The organism is Burkholderia ambifaria AMMD (genome assembly GCF_000203915.1).
In the GTDB taxonomy this organism is placed as follows: Bacteria; Pseudomonadota; Gammaproteobacteria; order Burkholderiales; family Burkholderiaceae; genus Burkholderia; species Burkholderia ambifaria.
On record NC_008390.1, the window covers coordinates 1,084,126 to 1,102,617 of the forward strand.

At 65.8% G+C, this 18,492-nt stretch carries 20 protein-coding genes; all 20 read left to right on the forward strand.

All coding sequences use genetic code 11. The features are described 5' to 3' along the window. Window positions 1-159 precede the first annotated feature (159 nt). Window positions 160-795, forward strand: coding sequence for a YceD family protein (locus BAMB_RS05060; RefSeq protein WP_011656341.1), 636 nt, complete (start codon window positions 160-162; stop codon window positions 793-795). A gap of 98 nt (window positions 796-893) precedes the next feature. Beyond that, on the forward strand, window positions 894-1,073 hold the full coding sequence (gene rpmF / locus BAMB_RS05065) for a 50S ribosomal protein L32 (protein ID WP_006759765.1): 180 nt from the start codon (window positions 894-896) through the stop codon (window positions 1,071-1,073). Window positions 1,074-1,202: 129 nt separating this feature from the next. Next, entirely contained in the window at window positions 1,203-2,309 is a 1,107-nt protein-coding gene (gene plsX, locus BAMB_RS05070) for a phosphate acyltransferase PlsX (protein ID WP_011656342.1), read from the forward strand. Continuing rightward, on the forward strand, window positions 2,310-3,299 hold the full coding sequence (locus tag BAMB_RS05075; protein WP_011656343.1) for a beta-ketoacyl-ACP synthase III: 990 nt from the start codon (window positions 2,310-2,312) through the stop codon (window positions 3,297-3,299). A gap of 85 nt (window positions 3,300-3,384) precedes the next feature. After that, complete coding sequence (gene fabD / locus BAMB_RS05080) at window positions 3,385-4,317, forward strand: ACP S-malonyltransferase (RefSeq protein WP_011656344.1); 933 nt, start codon at window positions 3,385-3,387, stop codon at window positions 4,315-4,317. 36 nt (window positions 4,318-4,353) lie between these two features. Continuing rightward, window positions 4,354-5,103, forward strand: coding sequence for a 3-oxoacyl-ACP reductase FabG (gene fabG / locus BAMB_RS05085; RefSeq protein ID WP_011656345.1), 750 nt, complete (start codon window positions 4,354-4,356; stop codon window positions 5,101-5,103). A gap of 144 nt (window positions 5,104-5,247) precedes the next feature. Further along, a complete protein-coding gene (acpP, locus tag BAMB_RS05090; RefSeq protein WP_004197638.1) occupies window positions 5,248-5,487 on the forward strand; it encodes an acyl carrier protein in 240 nt (79 codons plus the stop codon). A gap of 162 nt (window positions 5,488-5,649) precedes the next feature. Further along, window positions 5,650-6,882 (forward strand): beta-ketoacyl-ACP synthase II, encoded by a 1,233-nt coding sequence (gene fabF, locus BAMB_RS05095; protein ID WP_041491126.1) that lies wholly within the window; start codon window positions 5,650-5,652, stop codon window positions 6,880-6,882. Between the two features lie 12 nt (window positions 6,883-6,894). Continuing rightward, window positions 6,895-7,359, forward strand: coding sequence for a protein YgfX (locus BAMB_RS05100; RefSeq protein ID WP_011656347.1), 465 nt, complete (start codon window positions 6,895-6,897; stop codon window positions 7,357-7,359). Between the two features lie 91 nt (window positions 7,360-7,450). Beyond that, entirely contained in the window at window positions 7,451-8,050 is a 600-nt protein-coding gene (rpoE, locus tag BAMB_RS05105; RefSeq protein ID WP_006752490.1) for an RNA polymerase sigma factor RpoE, read from the forward strand. An 87-nt stretch (window positions 8,051-8,137) separates the two neighbouring features. After that, window positions 8,138-8,755: a sigma-E factor negative regulatory protein gene (locus tag BAMB_RS05110; RefSeq protein ID WP_041491127.1), complete on the forward strand. Its 618-nt coding sequence runs from the start codon at window positions 8,138-8,140 to the stop codon at window positions 8,753-8,755. A 5-nt stretch (window positions 8,756-8,760) separates the two neighbouring features. Next, a complete protein-coding gene (locus BAMB_RS05115) occupies window positions 8,761-9,813 on the forward strand; it encodes a MucB/RseB C-terminal domain-containing protein (protein WP_011656349.1) in 1,053 nt (350 codons plus the stop codon). A 16-nt stretch (window positions 9,814-9,829) separates the two neighbouring features. Further along, a complete protein-coding gene (locus BAMB_RS05120; protein WP_011656350.1) occupies window positions 9,830-11,329 on the forward strand; it encodes a DegQ family serine endoprotease in 1,500 nt (499 codons plus the stop codon). Window positions 11,330-11,336: 7 nt separating this feature from the next. Beyond that, entirely contained in the window at window positions 11,337-11,573 is a 237-nt protein-coding gene (locus tag BAMB_RS05125) for a glutaredoxin family protein (protein ID WP_011656351.1), read from the forward strand. A 213-nt stretch (window positions 11,574-11,786) separates the two neighbouring features. Continuing rightward, complete coding sequence (gene lepA, locus BAMB_RS05130; protein ID WP_006759775.1) at window positions 11,787-13,580, forward strand: translation elongation factor 4; 1,794 nt, start codon at window positions 11,787-11,789, stop codon at window positions 13,578-13,580. A 16-nt stretch (window positions 13,581-13,596) separates the two neighbouring features. Further along, entirely contained in the window at window positions 13,597-14,490 is an 894-nt protein-coding gene (gene lepB, locus BAMB_RS05135) for a signal peptidase I (RefSeq protein ID WP_011656352.1), read from the forward strand. 160 nt (window positions 14,491-14,650) lie between these two features. After that, window positions 14,651-15,928, forward strand: a complete 1,278-nt coding sequence (gene rnc / locus BAMB_RS05140; RefSeq protein WP_011656353.1) for a ribonuclease III — start codon at window positions 14,651-14,653, stop codon at window positions 15,926-15,928. A gap of 60 nt (window positions 15,929-15,988) precedes the next feature. Beyond that, a complete protein-coding gene (gene era / locus BAMB_RS05145) occupies window positions 15,989-16,888 on the forward strand; it encodes a GTPase Era (RefSeq protein WP_011656354.1) in 900 nt (299 codons plus the stop codon). Further along, window positions 16,875-17,714: a DNA repair protein RecO gene (recO, locus tag BAMB_RS05150; RefSeq protein WP_011656355.1), complete on the forward strand. Its 840-nt coding sequence runs from the start codon at window positions 16,875-16,877 to the stop codon at window positions 17,712-17,714. Before era ends, recO begins: the two co-directional genes overlap by 14 nt. Then, window positions 17,711-18,487 carry a pyridoxine 5'-phosphate synthase gene (gene pdxJ, locus BAMB_RS05155; protein WP_011656356.1) on the forward strand — a complete coding sequence of 259 codons (777 nt, stop codon included), beginning with the start codon at window positions 17,711-17,713 and terminating at the stop codon, window positions 18,485-18,487. The genes recO and pdxJ overlap by 4 nt, the downstream gene beginning before the upstream one ends. Window positions 18,488-18,492 lie beyond the last annotated feature (5 nt).

The following is an 18,492-nucleotide window of genomic DNA, read 5'->3' on the forward strand; positions in this document are numbered from 1 at the left end:
AGGTATGCTTTCCCGCTTTTCGTCGGCAGGCTTTCGCAGTGGTGGCGCCTGCCGGGTCTTCGGAAGTAAAGTTACGTAATCGTACGTGGCGTAGATCACGTCCGTGGGCGGCGCCAGCAAGCCGGATCCCGCAAGTCAGCCTGTAGGCAGGAGCGCAACATGAACACTTCTTCTGGCAAGCCGGCGGCATCGCTTGATCCGCACGCAGTCGACCTGTTCGAATTCGCCCGCAGCGGGCGGCAGGCAGCGGGTGCGGTGCGTCTGTCGCAACTGCCGCGCATGTTAAACGAAGTGCCGGTGGACGCGCCAGATCGCGACACGGTCTTCACGTGGCAGGCCGAAGGGTTCACCCAGAAGGAGTTGCAGGACGACGGCGCCGATGGGCAGCAGCCGTATCTGCGACTCGCGGTGCACGGCCATGCGTGGCTCACGTGCCAGCGCTGCATGACTCCGTACGACGAGACGTTCGACGTCGACATGACGTACCGGGTCGTTGCGACCGAAGAAGAAGCTGAAGAATTTCCGCTCGACGACGATGAAGCCGATGTGATCGTGGGCACACGCCAGTTCGATCTCGTCGACTTGATCGAAGAGGAATTGCTGCTTTCGTTGCCGCTCGTGCCCAAGCACGAGGTTTGCCCGGCAGTTCACGAAAGCCTCGTGTCGGGTGTGAGCGGTCCTTCGGAAGAGGCGGACGACGAGTCCGCCGAAGACGAGGACGAAGGCAAACGGCCGAATCCGTTCGCAGCGCTGCAAGCGTTGAAGAAGGACGGGGACGGCAGCAAGAAACACTAAGCAGTTGTGGCGCGGGAAGGCGTAAAGGCTTTGGGCCAGGGTAGTTAAGCGCCGGATCGGGCTGTGTTAGAATCCGGAAAATCAATTAGGAGTTAGTCATGGCAGTCCAGCAAAACAAGAAGTCGCCGTCGAAGCGCGGCATGCATCGTTCGCACGATTTCCTGACGGCAACGCCGCTGGCAGTTGAGCCGAGCACGGGTGAAGTGCACCTGCGTCACCACGTCAGCCCGAACGGCTACTATCGCGGCAAGAAAGTCGTCAAGACGAAGAACGACTAAGCGTCAAGTCACGCGTTGCGCGCTACGCTCGCCGTTCGCGTGACAACTGGTTCGCTTGACACTTTCCTGGCGCAACAAAAAGGCGGCATTCAACTGCCGCTTTTTTGTGCCTGAAATTCGTCGCATTCCATGACCGTAAAGCTCACAATCGATTGCATGGGAGGCGACCACGGCCCGTCCGTGACCGTTCCCGCGGCAGTCAAGTTCGTCCGCGCGCATCCTGATGCGCACCTGATGCTCGTCGGCATCGAAAGCGCGATCCGCGCTCAGCTGAAAAAGCTGAAAGCCCTCGACGATCCCGCGCTGACCATCGTGCCCGCCACCGAAGTCGTGGCGATGGACGACCCTGTCGAAGTCGCGCTGCGCAAGAAGAAGGATTCTTCGATGCGTGTCGCGCTCAACCAGGTCAAGGAAGGCGCGGCCCAGGCCTGTATCTCCGCCGGCAACACCGGCGCGCTGATGGCCGTGTCCCGTTATGTGCTCAAGACGCTGCCCGGCATCGAGCGGCCCGCGATCGCGTTCGCGCTGCCGAACCCGACCGGCTACACGATGATGCTGGACCTCGGCGCGAACGTCGACTGCGAGCCGCAGCATCTGCTGCAGTTCGCGGAGATGGGGCACGCGCTCGTCGCCGCGCTCGAGGGCAAGGAGCGTCCGACGATCGGCCTGCTGAACATCGGCGAAGAAGTCATCAAGGGCAACGAAACGATCAAGCGCGCGGGTGAACTGCTGCGCGCCAGCACGCTGAATTTCCGCGGCAACGTCGAAGGCAACGACATCTACAAGGGTACGGTCGACGTGATCGTCTGCGACGGCTTCGTCGGCAACGTCGCGCTCAAGACGTCCGAGGGGCTCGCGCAGATGCTGTCCGACATCATCCGCGAGGAGTTCGGCCGCTCGCTGATGTCGAAGCTGATGGCGCTGCTCGCGTTGCCGGTGCTGATGCGCTTCAAGAAGCGCGTCGACCATCGCCAGTACAATGGCGCGGCGCTGCTGGGGCTGAAGGGCCTCGTGATCAAAAGCCACGGTTCGGCCGATGCCTACGCGTTTGAGTGGGCGATCAAACGGGGTTATGATGCCGTCAAAAACGGCGTGCTGGAGCGCCTCGCGCGCGCGATGGCAGACAATTCGGTGTCGCTCGGCGACGGCGGACACGACGCGGGCGGCGCGGGCACGGCGAGCCCGGCCCCAGGCCATCACGCTGAACCTTCCGCTGCGCAATCCTCTAAAGCATAAATGGCCCAATCGACTCTCTATTCCCGCGTGCTCGGCACGGGCAGCTACCTGCCGCCCGACCGCGTCACGAACCAGCAGCTCGCCGACCGTCTCGCGAAGGAAGGTATCGAGACGAGCGATGAGTGGATCGTTGCGCGCACGGGCATCCATGCGCGCCATTTCGCCGCACCGGACGTCACGACGAGCGATCTCGCGCTCGAAGCGGCGCGTCGTGCGATCGAGGCGGCCGACATCGATCCGCAGTCGATCGATCTGATCATTGTCGCGACTTCGACCCCGGATTTCGTGTTCCCCAGCACGGCGTGCCTGCTGCAGAACAAGCTTGGCATCAGGAACGGCGGCGCGGCATTCGACGTGCAGGCCGTGTGCTCCGGCTTCGCCTATGCGATGGCGACGGCCGACAGCTTCATCCGCAGCGGCCAGCACCGTACGGCGCTCGTGATCGGCGCGGAGACGTTCTCGCGCATTCTCGATTTCAAGGACCGCACCACCTGCGTGCTGTTCGGCGACGGCGCGGGCGCGGTGATCCTGTCCGCCTCGGAAGAGCCGGGCGTGCTCGGCAGCGCGCTGCACGCGGACGGCAGCTATTCGCACATCCTCTGCACGCCGGGCAACGTCAATCGCGGCGTGATCGACGGCAGCGCGTTCCTGTACATGGACGGGCAGGCCGTGTTCAAGCTCGCGGTCAACGTGCTCGAAAAGGTCGCGATCGAGGCGCTCGCGAAGGCGAATCTCGCCCCCGAGCAGGTCGACTGGCTGATTCCGCACCAGGCCAACATCCGCATCATGACCAGCACCTGCCGCAAGCTCGGCCTGCCGCAGGAGCGCATGGTCGTGACGGTCGACCAGCACGGCAACACGTCGGCTGCATCGATCCCGCTGGCGCTCGACACCGCGGTGCGCGACGGTCGTATCAAGCGTGGTCAGCACGTGCTGATCGAGGGCGTCGGCGGCGGCTTCACCTGGGGCGCGTCGGTCTTCCGCTTCTGATCCGCGGCGCGCGACTGCCGCGCGCGGCTCCCAAACCGGCGCGCCGTTCGCGCGCGCCGTTCGAATCGATTCAATTGGGGACGATATGAAATTTGCATTCGTTTTTCCGGGGCAGGGCTCGCAGTCGGTCGGCATGCTCAACGCATTCGCCGATCTGGCCGTCGTGCGCGAGACGCTCCAGGAAGCATCCGATGCACTCAATCAGGATATCGGCAAGCTGATCGCCGAAGGTCCGGCCGAAGAGCTGAATCTGACCACCAACACGCAGCCGGTGATGCTGACGGCCGCCTACGCGTGCTATCGCGCGTGGCAGCAGGCCGGCGGCCCGGCGCCGTCGATCGTCGCGGGCCACAGCCTCGGCGAATACACGGCGCTCGTCGCGGCAGGCGCGATCGCGTTCAAGGACGCGGTGCCGCTCGTGCGCTTCCGTGCGCAGGCGATGCAGACGGCCGTGCCGGTCGGCCAGGGCGGCATGGCCGCGATCCTGGGCCTCGATGACGATACGGTGCGCGCGGTGTGCGCCGAAGCCGCGGCAGCGGGCGTCGTCGAAGCCGTGAACTTCAACGCGCCGGCGCAGGTCGTGATCGCGGGCGCGAAGGCGGCCGTCGAGAAGGCGTGCGAAATCGCGAAGGCGAAGGGCGCGAAGCGCGCGCTGCCGCTGCCGGTGTCGGCGCCGTTCCATTCGTCGTTGCTCAAGCCGGCGTCGGACCAGTTGCGCGACTATCTCGCGAGCGTCGACGTGAAGGCGCCGCAGATTCCGGTCGTCAACAACATCGACGTCGCGGTGGTCAGCGATCCGGCCGCGATCAAGGACGCGCTGGTGCGCCAGGCCGCGGGCCCCGTGCGCTGGGTCGAATGCGTGCAGCACATCGCGGGCACGGGCGTCACGCACGTGATCGAATGCGGTCCGGGCAAGGTGCTGGCGGGCCTCACGAAGCGCATCGACGGCAACCTGGTCGGCGCCTCGGTGTTCGATCCGGCTTCGCTCGACGAAGCACTGAAGCTGGCGACCGCCTGACGCGGCGCCTTTCCTCAAGAGACGGATATTCGATTCATGGAAAAGACTCTCGATAAACAGGTCGCGATCGTGACCGGCGCATCGCGCGGCATCGGCCGTGCGATCGCGCTCGAACTCGCGCGCCTGGGCGCGACCGTGATCGGCACCGCGACGAGCGAATCGGGCGCCGCCGCGATTACCGCCAGGTTCGCGGAAGCGGGCGTGACGGGCCGAGGCGCGGTGCTGAACGTCAACGACGCGGCGGCCGCCGAAGCGCTGATCGACGCGACCGTGAAGGAATTCGGCGCGCTCCACGTGCTCGTGAACAACGCCGGGATCACGCAGGACCAGCTCGCGATGCGCATGAAGGACGAGGACTGGGACGCGGTGATCGACACCAACCTGAAGTCGGTGTTCCGCCTGTCGCGCGCGGTGCTGCGGCCGATGATGAAGGCCCGCGGCGGCCGCATCATCAACATCACGTCGGTGGTCGGTTCGGCCGGCAACCCGGGCCAGGCCAACTACGCGGCCGCGAAGGCCGGCGTCGCGGGCATGACCCGCGCGCTCGCGCGCGAAATCGGCAGCCGTGGCATCACGGTGAACTGCGTCGCGCCGGGCTTCATCGACACCGACATGACGAAGACCCTGCCGGAAGAACAGCAGGCCGCGCTCAAGACCCAGATTCCGCTCGGCCGACTCGGCAGCCCGGAAGACATCGCCCATGCCGTCGCGTTCCTCGCATCGCCGCAGGCCGGTTACATCACCGGCACGACGCTGCACGTGAACGGCGGCATGTACATGTCGTAACGGTTTTCGTTTACCATCCGCGCCGTATCCCGTTTTTCAGGCGGATCGGTGCTGGATCGACCATCAAGCCAACGCGCGTTTTGGCGTCAGCAAACCTGATAAAATGCGCGCACTTGTAAATCTGAACTTTCCCTCGGAGGGGTAATGGATAACATCGAACAACGTGTCAAGAAGATCGTCGCTGAGCAACTGGGCGTCGCGGAAGCCGAGATCAAGAACGAAGCATCGTTCGTGAACGATCTGGGTGCTGACTCGCTCGACACGGTCGAACTGGTGATGGCGCTCGAAGACGAGTTCGGCATGGAAATCCCGGACGAAGAAGCAGAGAAGATCACGACGGTTCAGCAAGCGATCGACTACGCTCGCGCAAACGTCAAGGCATAAGCGCCTTTCGCGTTTGTCCGCAACGTCGCCGCGATCTTCGCGATTGACGCGCCATCCTGCCGGCATTCGCGCCGGACGGACTAACAGCCGCAGGGCTCGCAGGGCTGGTTCCTGGGGCCACTGTGGCTTTTGTTTTTGTCATCCAATGGAAAAGAGGTTACCGTGAGCCGCCGTCGTGTTGTCGTTACAGGCCTGGGGCTGATTTCGCCCGTTGGCAATAATGTTGCCGACGGCTGGGCCAATCTCGTCGCCGGCAAGTCCGGCATCGCCACCGTCACGAAGTTCGATCCGTCGAACCTCGCCGTGCATTTCGCGGGCGAGGTGAAGGGTTTCAGCGCCGAGGAATACATCCCGGCGAAGGAAGCCCGCAACATGGACACGTTCATCCATTACGGCATCGCAGCCGGCGTCCAGGCAATCCGGGACAGCGGCCTCGAGGTGAACGAAGCCAATGCGGAACGCATCGGCGTGCTGGTCGGCTCCGGCATCGGCGGCCTGCCGATGATCGAAGACACGCACCAGACCTACGTCGATCGCGGCGCACGCCGGATTTCGCCGTTCTTCGTGCCGGGTTCGATCATCAACATGATCTCGGGTCACCTGAGCATCATGTTCGGCCTGAAGGGCCCGAACCTCGCGGCCGTCACGGCCTGCACGACCGGCCTGCACAGCATCGGCCTCGCGGCACGCCTGATCCAGGCCGGCGACGCCGACGTGATGGTCGCGGGCGGCGCCGAATCGACGGTGTCGCCGCTGGGCATCGGCGGCTTCGCGGCCGCGCGGGCGCTGTCGACCCGCAACGACGATCCGGCCACCGCGTCCCGTCCGTGGGACAAGGACCGCGACGGCTTCGTGCTGGGCGAGGGTTCCGGCGTGATGGTGCTCGAAGAGTACGAGGCGGCGAAGGCACGCGGCGCGAAGATCTATGCGGAAGTCTCGGGCTTCGGCATGACGGGCGACGCATACCACATGACCGCGCCGAACATGGACGGTCCGCGCCGCTGCATGGTCGCGGCCCTGCGCGACGCCGGCGTGAACCCGGACGAGGTCCAGTACCTGAACGCGCACGGCACGTCGACGCAGCTCGGTGACAAGAACGAGTCCGACGCGGTGAAGGCGGCATTCGGCGAGCACGCGTACAAGCTCATCGTGAACTCGACGAAGTCGATGACGGGCCACCTGCTGGGTGGCGCGGGTGGTCTGGAGTCGGTGTTCACGGTGCTGGCGCTGCACAACAACGTGTCGCCGCCGACCATCAACATCTTCAACCAGGACCCCGAGTGCGATCTCGATTACTGCGCGAACACCGCGCGGGACATGAAGATCGACGTGGCCGTGAAGAACAACTTCGGCTTCGGTGGTACCAACGGCACGCTGGTGTTCAAGCGCGTCTGACGTCGAAATCGCTTGACGAGTCCAATCGATGCTCCGGCCGGGCGTCCGCAGCGCTTTGCGTTGCGGGCCTCGGCCGTGTCGTATGTCGTGCTGGCCGCGTTCGTCGCGGCGGCTGCCGCATCCGTGTACCTGTTCTGGGCGCCGCGGGCCGGTGCCGCCGCCGGCGCGTGCGTGTCCGCGGCGACGGCCGCGCTGCTTGCCGTGTGTGCCACGCGGGCCTGTGCCCGTCGGCTGCCGGCCGAATTGCGGATCGATGCATTCGGGGAGATTGCGGCGTTTGGCCGCACCGGGCGTTTGCTGGCCCGTGGCCGCGTGACCGGCCATGCGCACTGGAGCAGCCTGCTGCTCGTGCTGTCGGTCGGGCAGGGCGCCCGGCGCGCCCGGCCGCTGCTGATTCCGGCCGATGCGCTCGACGCCGCGTCGTTCAGCGCGCTGTCCGTGCTGGCGCGTACGGCGGGCACGGCGGCGCGGGCATGACGGCGGCTTGGTTACCTACCGTAACCAGCGGCCGGCGCCGGAACGCTACAATAACGCTCCGCGTTGCATCCCTAGTTAACGGATTTGTCAGGTGAGTGAAAAAGAAATCGATCAGGCTCTGGTCGAGCGCGTACAGAAAGGCGACAAGGCGGCGTTCGAACTCCTGGTCTCCAAATACCACCGCAAGATCATTCGGCTGATCTCGCGCCTCGTGCGGGATCCCGCCGAGGTCGAGGATGTGGCCCAGGATGCGTTCATCAAGGCGTATCGTGCGTTGCCGCAGTTCCGCGGCGAGTCGGCGTTCTACACGTGGTTGTACCGGATTGCCGTCAATACGGCGAAGAACTACCTTGCGACGCAGGGCCGCCGGGCACCGACCTCCACGGAGGCCGATGCCGAGGAAGCGGAAACTTTCTCCGACGCAGACCAACTAAGGGATATCAACACGCCTGAGTCGATGTTGATGAGCAAGCAGATTGCCGAGACGGTCAACGCTGCAATGGCCGTCCTGCCCGAAGAGTTGCGCCAGGCGATTACGCTGCGTGAGATCGAGGGCCTGAGCTACGAAGAGATCGCGGAAATGATGGATTGTCCGATCGGGACGGTCCGGTCGCGGATCTTCCGGGCGCGCGAGGCAATCGCTGCTAAATTGCGTCCGCTGCTCGATACGCCCGAAGGCAAGCGCTGGTAAGCGCGACGGGTGTAACGGCGCGGTCAGGGTCTAGTTACGGATAGAGTCGTGAATTCACGACGGGGTGTGTGCAAGATGGGGAGCATCATGGGGTCGGTCAATAAGCAGTCGCAAGCGTACTCGCGCGGCGAGCGTCTTTCCGCTCTGGTCGACGGTGAGCTGTTCGACGGCCCGGATCACGGGCAGTTTCTGGCTGAGCTCGATCGTGCGGATCGCGCGACGTGGGCCCACTACCACCTGATCGGCGATGCGCTGCGCTCGGACGAGCTCGCGCTGTCGCCCGCGCTGAGCGTCGCGTTCACCGCGCGCATGTCCGCCGCGCTCGAAAGCGAGCCGCACCTGCTCGCACCGGCCGCCGCGCCGGTCGCGCGCAAGCTGCTGTCGCTGCGCCGCCGTGTCGTGCCCGCTTTCGCGGTGGCCGCCGCGGCCGCCACGCTCACGTGGATCGTCGTTCCGCAACTGCAGACGGCCGGTGCGCCCGGCGCCGTCCAGGTCGCGTCGGCAGGCGCGCCGCAGAGCGGCAACCTGCAGCGCGTGACGGTTGCACAGGCATCGGCGCAGCAGGGCCTGCAGGACGTCAACATCATCCGCGACGCAAGTCTCGACCAATACCTTGAAGCGCACCAGCAATTCGCGCAGCAGCCCGTCGTCACAGGCTCGATGCCGCTGATCCGCGCTGCCGTGACCACCACGCCAGGCCAATAAACTCGATGCGGACATTGCAGTTGAATCACGCCATCTCCGGATGGAAGCGGCTGCCGGCCCTCCTGCTTTGCGCAGCCGCCCTGTTGTCCGTTCAATCCCTCCCTGCCAGCGCCCAGCAACCGGACGATCCCGTCGCGACCCGCAAGGGTGCGGCGGAGTGGCTCGACCGCATCCAGCAGGCGGCGCAGCAGCAGAGCTACGAGGGCACGTTCGTCTACCAGCGCGGCGCGTATGTCCAGTCGTCGCGCATCGCGCACGTGGCGTCCCGCGACGGCGAGTTCGAGCGGATCGAAACGCTCGACGGCAAGCCGCGCAAGGTGCTGCGGCATAACGACGAGCTGTACACGTTCGTGCCGGAGCGCAAGCTGTGCGTGGTCGAGCGCCGCCAGACGCGCGACTCGTTTCCTTCGCTGCTCGGCGCGGGCGGCGAGCACGTGATGTCCGTCTACGACGCGAAGCTGCTCGGCAAGGACCGCGTGGCGGGGCTCGACGCGCAAGTCGTCGAACTCGTGCCGAAGGATGCGTACCGCTTCACGTACAAGCTGTGGGCCGACGCCCGGACGGGGCTGCTGCTGCGTTCGCAGACGCTCGACGCGAGCGATCACGTGCTCGAGCAGATCGCGTTCTCGCAAGTCCAGACGGGCGGCACGTCCGGCGACAAGGCCGCGATCGCGGCCGGCATGCGCAATTTGAGCGGCTGGACGGTCGTCCGCCCGCCGGTCGCGACGGTCGACATGGAAGCGCAGGGCTGGCAGATCGCGCCGAACGTCGCCGGCTTCCGGAAGATTCGCGAGGTGCGCCGCCCGATGGCCGCGCGCGACGCCGGCGATCCGCCGATTCCGGTCGACCAGGCCGTCTTCACCGACGGGCTCGCGACGATCTCCGTCTTCATCGAGCCGGCTGAAAAGAACACGCGCAAGGAAGGCGCGGGCAGCACCGGTGCGACCCACGTTCTCGTGAAGCGTCGCGGCGACTACTGGATCACCGTGCTCGGCGAAGTGCCGCCGGCCACGTTGCAGCAGTTCGCGGCTGCCATAGAATACAAGGCTTCCAAGTAACGCTACGGCTTCCGACATGACGAAACTCACGCTGCGCAACGTGTTCGCGGCGGCGGTGCTGTGTGCCTGCCTGCCCCTCATCCCGCATACCGCGGTGGCGGCCACGCCGCCCGCCGCCAGCCTTCCCGACTTCGCCGATCTGGTCGAAAAGGTCGGGCCGGCCGTCGTGAACATCCGGACTACCGCGAACGTGCCGATTCCCGGCCCGCGCGGTGCGCTCCCGCCGGGCTTCGACAACGGCGACATGTCGGAATTCTTCCGGCGCTTCTTCGGCATTCCGCTGCCGCAGGCGCCCGGCAACGGTGGCGGCAACGGCAATCCGAAGAACGCGCCGGCGCCGGACAATCCGCCCGACGCCGAGCAGAACCGCGGCGTCGGTTCGGGCTTCATCGTGTCGGCGGACGGTTACGTGATGACGAACGCGCACGTCGTCGACGATGCGGACACCATCTACGTGACGCTGACCGACAAGCGCGAATTCAAGGCGAAGCTGATCGGCGTCGACGACCGCACGGACGTCGCGGTGGTCAAGATCCAGGCGTCGAACCTGCCGGTCGTCGCGATCGGCGATTCGAACAAGGTGCGCGTCGGCGAGTGGGTCGTCGCGATCGGTTCGCCGTTCGGCCTCGACAACACCGTGACGGCCGGCATCGTGAGCTCGAAGAGCCGCAACACGGGCGACTACCTGCCGTTCATCCAGACCGACGTCGCGGTGAACCCCGGCAACTCGGGCGGCCCGCTGATCAACATGCAGGGCGAGGTGATCGGCATCAACTCGCAGATCTACAGCCGCACCGGCGGTTTCATGGGCATTTCGTTCGCGATCCCGATCGACGAGGCGATGCGCGTGGCCGACCAGCTGAAGGCGACCGGCAAGGTCACGCGCGGCCGCATCGCGGTGGCGATCGGCGAGGTGACGAAGGACGTGGCCGATTCGATCGGGCTGCCGAAGGCGGAGGGCGCGCTCGTCAGCAGCGTCGAGCCGGGCGGTCCGGCCGACAAGGCGGGCATCCAGCCGGGCGACATCATCCTGAAGTTCAACGGCCGGCCGGTCGAGACGGCGTCGGATCTGCCGCGCATGGTCGGCGACACGAAACCGGGCACGAAGGCGACCGTCAGCGTATGGCGCAAGGGTCAGGCGCGCGATCTGCCGATCACGATCGCCGAGACGCCGGCAGAGACCACGGCGAAGGCCGAGCAGCGCAAGAACACGCCGCAGAAGCCGCGCCAGGCAAATTCGCTTGGCTTGACGGTCAGCGACATTCCGGCGGATCAGATGAAATCGCTGAAGCTGAAGAACGGCGTGCAGATCGACGCCGTCGACGGCCCGGCCGCCCGTGCGGGCCTGCAGCGCGGCGACATCGTGCTGCGCGTCGGCGACACCGACATCACGAGCGCGAAGCAGTTCGCGGAAGTGACCGCGCAGCTGGATTCGCAGAAGGCGGTCGCGGTGCTCGTGCGGCGCGGCGACAACACGCAGTTCGTGCCGGTGCGCCCGCGCCCGACGCAGAAGTAACGCGCCGATGTTCACGCTCTACGGCCGCGGCTGGTGCCACCTGTGCGACGACATGCGCGACGCGCTGGCGCCGGTGGCGGCCGAATCCGGCATCGAAGTCCGTTACGTGGACATCGATGCCGATTCGGCGCTCGTTGCGCGCTACGACGAGGACGTGCCGGTGCTACTGCTGGACGGCACGGAAGTGTGTCGCCACCGGTTCGACGAGGCGAGGGTGCGCGGCGCACTCGCGGCGCGGCGCTGAACCGACCCCGGGCGTCGGCCGGCCGCCCCGCGCGCGGGGCTTTCGTCGGCGGGCCCTTACCACAAAGGCTCCAGCGGGGTGCCCCGGGCCGGGGCGTCCCAAATTACCGCCCGGCAAAGGCCTTTTCGGCTAAAATAAGCCGTTTTTTCACCGACTTACACAAGGCGTGCTCCGCAGTCGTCGAGCGCGCCTTTTTCGCTTGATCGGCACTGAATGGATCATATTCGCAATTTCTCGATCATCGCGCACATCGACCATGGCAAGTCGACACTCGCGGATCGCATCATCCAGGTATGCGGCGGTCTCGCCGACCGTGAAATGGAGGCGCAAGTACTCGACTCGATGGATATCGAGCGCGAGCGCGGCATCACGATCAAGGCGCAGACGGCGGCACTGTCCTATCGCGCCCGCGACGGCAAGGTCTACAACCTCAACCTGATCGATACGCCCGGGCACGTCGACTTCTCGTACGAGGTCAGCCGTTCGCTGTCCGCGTGCGAAGGCGCGCTGCTCGTGGTCGACGCGAGCCAGGGTGTCGAGGCGCAGACGGTCGCGAACTGCTACACGGCGATCGAGCTCGGCGTCGAGGTCGTGCCGGTGCTGAACAAGATCGACCTGCCGGCCGCGAACCCCGAGAACGCGATCGAGGAGATCGAGGACGTGATCGGCATCGATGCGACCGACGCGACGCGCTGCAGCGCGAAGACGGGCCTCGGCGTCGAGGACGTGCTCGAGTCGCTGATCGCGAAGGTGCCGCCGCCGAAGGGCGATCCGGCCGCGCCGCTGCAGGCGCTCATCATCGATTCCTGGTTCGACAATTACGTCGGCGTCGTGATGCTCGTGCGCATCGTCAACGGCACGCTGCGCCCGAAGGAAAAGATCAAGATGATGGCGACCGGCGCGCAGTATCCGGTCGAGCACGTCGGCGTGTTCACGCCGAAGTCGCGCAATCTCGAATCGCTGTCGGCCGGGCAGGTGGGCTTCATCATCGCCGGCATCAAGGAGCTGACGGCCGCGAAGGTCGGCGACACGGTTACGCATGTGGCGAAGGCCGCCAGCGAGCCGCTGCCGGGCTTCAAGGAAGTGAAGCCGCAGGTGTTCGCGGGGCTGTATCCGGTCGAGGCGAACCAGTACGATGCGCTGCGCGAATCGCTCGAGAAGCTGAAGCTCAACGACGCATCGCTGCAGTACGAGCCGGAAGTGTCGCAGGCGCTCGGCTTCGGTTTCCGCTGCGGCTTCCTCGGGCTGCTGCACATGGAAATCGTGCAGGAGCGGCTTGAGCGCGAGTTCGACATGGATCTCATCACGACCGCGCCGACGGTCGTCTACGAGGTCGTGCAGAGCGATGGCTCGACGATCATGGTCGAGAACCCGGCGAAGATGCCGGAGCCCGGCCGCATCGCCGAAGTTCGCGAGCCGATCGTCACCGTGAACCTGTACATGCCGCAGGATTACGTCGGCTCCGTGATCACGCTGTGCGAGCAGAAGCGCGGCTCGCAGATCAACATGCAGTATCACGGCCGCCAGGTGCAGCTCACGTACGAGATCCCGATGGCCGAGATCGTGCTCGACTTCTTCGATCGCCTGAAGTCGGTGTCGCGCGGCTATGCGTCGATGGACTACGAGTTCAAGGAATACCGTTCGTCGGACGTCGTGAAGGTCGACATGCTGATCAACGGCGACAAGGTCGATGCACTATCGATCATCGTGCACCGGTCGCAGTCGCAGTATCGCGGTCGCGAAGTCGCCGCGAAGATGCGCGAGATCATTCCGCGCCAGATGTACGACGTGGCGATCCAGGCCGCGATCGGCGCGCACATCGTCGCCCGCGAGAACATCAAGGCACTCCGCAAGAACGTGCTCGCGAAGTGCTACGGCGGCGACATCACGCGGAAGAAGAAACTGCTCGAGAAGCAGAAAGAAGGCAAGAAGCGCATGAAGCAGGTGGGTTCGGTCGAGATCCCGCAGGAAGCGTTCCTCGCGATCTTGCGCGTCGAAGACAAATAACAGGACTGTTCCTTTTATGAATTTTGCGCTGATTCTTTTTGTGCTCGTCGTCGTGACGGGCGTAGCGTGGGTGTTGGACAAACTGGTGTTCCTGCCGCGGCGACGCAAGGCGGCCGACGTGGCGATCGAAGAGTTCGATCGCCAGCAGTCGCGCATCGACAAGCGTTTCGCGGACGAAAACGCGGTGCAGACGCGTTCGAAGCTGCGCGACGAAAAGCTGCGCCAGCCGTGGTGGCTCGAGTACACCGCGAGCTTCTTCCCGGTGATCCTGGCCGTGTTCGTCGTGCGTTCGTTCATCGTCGAGCCGTTCAAGATCCCGTCGGGCTCGATGGTGCCGACGCTGCTGGTCGGCGACTTCATCCTCGTCAACAAGTTCGAATACGGTCTGCGCCTGCCGATCACGAACACGAAGATCACGCAAGGCAGCCCGCTGTCGCGCGGCGACGTCGTCGTGTTCCGCTATCCGAAGGACGAGTCGGTCGATTACATCAAGCGCGTGATCGGCCTGCCGGGCGACACGGTCGCCTACCAGGACAAGCAGCTGACGATCAACGGCCAGCCGGTGCCCGAGGCGCCGCTGCCGGATTTCTTCGATGACGAGCGCCAGAACTACGCGAAGCAGTTCGAGGAAACGATCGGCACGAAGAAGAATGCGATCCTCAACAATCCCGCCGTGCCGCCGTTCGTGATGGGCGCCTACGACTATCCGTATCGCGACAATTGCACGTACAACAGCCGCGGCGTGATCTGCAAGGTGCCGCCGGGTCACTACTTCATGATGGGCGATAACCGCGACAACAGCGCGGACAGCCGCTACTGGGGTTTCGTGCCGGACAACAACATCGTCGGCCGCGCGTTCTTCATCTGGATGAACTTCGGCGACCTGAAGCGGATCGGTTCCTTCAACTGATCGCGTTCGACTCGCATCCAACATGCAATACGTGACGCACGGGCCGCGTCGCGTATTGCCGGACTACTTTAAGAACCGGCGGTAACACCGCTCCGTCACGCCTTTTCGCGTCCGGCCGTGCCGTTTCGGCCCGACCGGCGCCCGCGTTATACTCCTGCACATGCCCCCATCCCAGTTGGAAAGCCGGCTGCGCTACGAATTTCGCAATGCGGAATTGTTGCGCCAGGCTTTGACCCACCGCAGTCACAGTGCCACGCATAACGAACGGCTCGAGTTTCTCGGCGATTCCGTTCTGAATTGCGCGGTGGCCGCCCTTTTGTTCCAGCGTTTCAGCAAGCTGGACGAAGGCGACCTGTCGCGCGTGCGCGCCAATCTCGTCAAGCAGCAGTCGCTGTATGAAATCGCTCAGGCCCTGAATATCTCCGAAGGGTTGCGGCTGGGCGAGGGCGAGCTGCGCAGCGGCGGCTTCCGCCGCCCGTCGATCCTCGCGGACGCGTTCGAAGCCATCATCGGGGCCGTATTCCTCGATGGCGGCTTCGAAGCCGCCCAAGGGGTCATCAAGCGCCTCTATATCCCGATTCTCGACCACATCGATCCGCGCACGCTCGGCAAGGACGCGAAGACGCTGCTGCAGGAGTACCTGCAGGGGCACAAGATCGCGCTGCCGACCTACACGGTCGTCGCGACGCATGGTGCGGCGCACAATCAGCAGTTCGAGGTCGAATGCACGGTGCCGAAGCTCGACGTGAAGGTGTCGGGCTCCGGCGCGAGCCGGCGGGCAGCCGAGCAGGCTGCCGCGAAGAAGGCGCTCGACGAGGTGCTGGCGGCCGCGCCGATGCTGGCCGCGAAGCCGAAGCGTTCGAAGAACGCACGCGGATCGAAGCACGTCGAGCCCGAAATCGTGCCGGGCGTGAAGGGTGTGCAGGAAGCGCTCGACCTGCGTTCTCCGGAACGCAAGGAGCGTGCGGCGGCGCGCGATGCGAAGGTGGCCGCGGCTGCGGTTGCAGCGACCGACGCCGACACGCCGCCGAGCGAGCGACCGACGCCGACGCCGATGGCCGCGATTCGCGCGGCGCATGTGGAAACGGCCGCGGACAAGGCTGACCGTGCCGCGAAGCCGACGGCCGACAAACCTGCCGAAAAGGCGTCCGACAAGCCGTCGGATCGCGGCGAAACCGGCCCGCGCGCGGCGGACAAGCCGGCCGAGCGTGCCGACAAGCCCGCGGAAAGTGCAGGCGCACCGCGTGCAGCCGACAAGCCGGCGGGCCAGGCGGCCGATCCGGCCGTGTCGTCCACGGACAAGCCGGCTGCCGGTTCCGATGCCGCCACGCGCGCGACGCTGCGCGCCCGCGACGCCGCGGCGCCCGATGCCGACACGCCGCCGGGCGGCGCGACCCTCGCCGCCGCGCAGGCGCGCGCGGCCGATGCCGACCACTGAATTGCCCACCGATCGTGCCGCGCGCCGCGCGGCCGGTTCAGAACCTGTCTCCCAAACGATATGAACACTCCCGCTCCTACCGGTTTCCGTTGCGGCATGATCGCGATCGTGGGCCGCCCGAACGTCGGCAAGTCGACGTTGATGAACGCACTCGTCGGCCAGAAGATCAGCATCACGTCGCGCAAGGCGCAAACGACCCGCCACCGCATCACCGGCATCAACACGTTCGACGACGCGCAATTCGTGTTCGTCGACACGCCGGGCTTCCAGACCCGTCACAGCACCGCGCTGAACCGCTCGCTGAACCGCGCGGTCACGTCGACGCTCACGTCGGTCGACGTGATCCTGTTCGTGATCGAGGCCGGCCGCTTCGGCCCCGACGACCAGAAGGTGCTCGACCTGATTCCGCCCGGTATGCCGACGCTGCTGATCGCGAACAAGATCGACCGCGTGACCGACAAGGCGACGCTGTTCCCGTTCATGCAGCAGATGAGCGGGCTGCGCGAATTCACCGAACTCGTGCCGCTGTCGGCGCAGCGGCCGGAAGACATCAAGCGCCTGCTCGACACGATCAAGCCGTACCTGCCGGAAGGCGAGCCGATCTACGGCGAGGACGAGCTGACCGACCGCAGCTCGCGCTTCCTCGCGGCCGAAATCCTGCGCGAGAAGGTGTTCCGCTGGACCGGCGACGAACTGCCGTACACGAGCACCGTGCTGATCGACAAGTTCGAGGAGGAAGGGCGGCTGAAGCGCATCTTCGCGACGATCCTCGTCGAACGCGATTCGCACAAGGCGATGGTGATCGGCAAGAAGGGCGAGAAGCTCAAGCAGATCAGCACCGAGGCGCGGATGGACATGGAGAGGCTGTTCGACGGCCCCGTGTATCTCGAGACCTTCGTGAAGGTGAAGAGCGGCTGGGCCGACAACGAGGCGGGGCTGCGCGCCTATGGGTACGAATGACGCGCCGACGTCGACCGAAGACGCGGTGACCGCCGGCGCGAACGACGCGCCGCTGCCGGCACCGCCTGAACCGCCGCGTCGCAAGGCGCGGCGCGCGACGTCTCGCACGTCCGATTTCCGCGTCGCCGAGCAGCCGGCGTTCGTGCTGCACAGCTATCCGTACCGGGAAACGAGCCTGATCATCGACGTGCTCACGCGCGATCACGGCCGCCTCGCGCTCGTCGCGAAGGGCGCGAAGCGCCCGCACTCCGCGCTGCGCGGCGTGCTGCAGACGTTCCAGCCGCTGCTGCTGTCCTGGTCGGGCAAATCCGAAGTGCGCACGCTGACGGGCGCCGAGTGGGTGGGCGGGATGCTGCCGCTCGGCGGCGACGGGCTGTTGTGCGGCTTCTACGTGAACGAGCTGCTCGTGAAATTCTGCGCGCGCGAGGATCCGCAGCCGCCGCTCTTCAATCACTATGTGCTGACGCTCACGCGCCTCGCGCACGGCGAACCCGCGGTGCAGGTGCTGCGCTCGTTCGAACGCGTGCTGCTGCGCGAGACCGGCTATGCGATGGCGCTGAACCGCACGGTCGCGCGCCGCGCGGTCGAACCCGATCGCCGCTACGTGTTCGATCCCGAGCGCGGCGTGCGCAATGCCGACGACGACGTGCCGTCGCACTGGCCGGTGATTACCGGACAGACGTTGCTCGACATGGAGCAGGACGATTACCATCGAGCCCAGACGGTTGCGCAAAGCAAGACGCTGATGCGCTTCCTGCTGAACACCTATCTCGGCGGTACGCCGCTTGCCACGCGTCAGATCCTGATCGACCTGCAAAACCTATGAGCTTCTTCCTGACAACGCCCACCGCCATCGATCTCGGCGTGAATATCGACCACGTCGCGACGCTGCGCAACGCGCGCGGCACGGCCTATCCCGATCCGATCCGCGCCGCGCTCGCCGCCGAAGAGGCCGGTGCGGACGTGATCACGCTGCACCTGCGCGAGGACCGCCGCCACATCGTCGACGCCGACGTCCGCAAGCTGCGCCCGCTGCTGAAGACGCGCATGAACCTCGAATGCGCGGTGACGGCAGAGATGCTCGACATCGCGTGCGACGTGCGTCCGCACGACGCGTGCCTCGTGCCCGAGAAGCGCGAGGAGCTGACGACCGAAGGCGGCCTCGACGTCGCCGGCCGCTTCGAGGCCGTGCGTGCGGCCTGCAAGCAGCTCGCCGACGCCGGCGTGCGCGTGTCGCTGTTCATCGATCCGGACGAAACGCAGATCCGCGCCGCGCACGAAGCCGGTGCGCCGGTGGTCGAGCTGCATACGGGCCGCTACGCCGATGCGCACGACGAAGCCGAGCAGCAGCGCGAATACGAGCGCATCGTCGCGGGCGTGCAGGCCGGCGCGCGACTGGGCCTGAAGGTCAACGCGGGCCACGGCCTGCATTACACGAACGTGCAGCAGATCGCCGCGATCGACGGCATCGTCGAACTGAACATCGGCCACGCGATCGTCGCGCACGCGATCTTCGCGGGCTGGGACAACGCGGTGCGCGAGATGAAGGCGATCATGGTCGCCGCGCGTGTCGCAGCGCTGCACGGCGGCGCGCGCTGACGATG

Excerpts from the sequence above, each read along its gene's own strand:
- BAMB_RS05060 (WP_011656341.1), top strand. The coding sequence starts at position 160 with ATGAACACTTCTTCTGGCAAGCCGGCGGCATCGCTTGATCCGCACGCA.
- rpmF (WP_006759765.1), top strand. The coding sequence starts at position 894 with ATGGCAGTCCAGCAAAACAAGAAGTCGCCGTCGAAGCGCGGCATGCAT.
- plsX (WP_011656342.1), top strand. The coding sequence starts at position 1,203 with ATGACCGTAAAGCTCACAATCGATTGCATGGGAGGCGACCACGGCCCG.
- BAMB_RS05075 (WP_011656343.1), top strand. The coding sequence starts at position 2,310 with ATGGCCCAATCGACTCTCTATTCCCGCGTGCTCGGCACGGGCAGCTAC.
- fabD (WP_011656344.1), top strand. The coding sequence starts at position 3,385 with ATGAAATTTGCATTCGTTTTTCCGGGGCAGGGCTCGCAGTCGGTCGGC.
- fabG (WP_011656345.1), top strand. The coding sequence starts at position 4,354 with ATGGAAAAGACTCTCGATAAACAGGTCGCGATCGTGACCGGCGCATCG.
- acpP (WP_004197638.1), top strand. The coding sequence starts at position 5,248 with ATGGATAACATCGAACAACGTGTCAAGAAGATCGTCGCTGAGCAACTG.
- BAMB_RS05110 (WP_041491127.1), top strand. The coding sequence starts at position 8,138 with ATGGGGTCGGTCAATAAGCAGTCGCAAGCGTACTCGCGCGGCGAGCGT.
- BAMB_RS05115 (WP_011656349.1), top strand. The coding sequence starts at position 8,761 with ATGCGGACATTGCAGTTGAATCACGCCATCTCCGGATGGAAGCGGCTG.
- BAMB_RS05120 (WP_011656350.1), top strand. The coding sequence starts at position 9,830 with ATGACGAAACTCACGCTGCGCAACGTGTTCGCGGCGGCGGTGCTGTGT.
- BAMB_RS05125 (WP_011656351.1), top strand. The coding sequence starts at position 11,337 with ATGTTCACGCTCTACGGCCGCGGCTGGTGCCACCTGTGCGACGACATG.
- lepA (WP_006759775.1), top strand. The coding sequence starts at position 11,787 with ATGGATCATATTCGCAATTTCTCGATCATCGCGCACATCGACCATGGC.
- lepB (WP_011656352.1), top strand. The coding sequence starts at position 13,597 with ATGAATTTTGCGCTGATTCTTTTTGTGCTCGTCGTCGTGACGGGCGTA.
- rnc (WP_011656353.1), top strand. The coding sequence starts at position 14,651 with ATGCCCCCATCCCAGTTGGAAAGCCGGCTGCGCTACGAATTTCGCAAT.
- era (WP_011656354.1), top strand. The coding sequence starts at position 15,989 with ATGAACACTCCCGCTCCTACCGGTTTCCGTTGCGGCATGATCGCGATC.
- recO (WP_011656355.1), top strand. The coding sequence starts at position 16,875 with ATGGGTACGAATGACGCGCCGACGTCGACCGAAGACGCGGTGACCGCC.
- pdxJ (WP_011656356.1), top strand. The coding sequence starts at position 17,711 with ATGAGCTTCTTCCTGACAACGCCCACCGCCATCGATCTCGGCGTGAAT.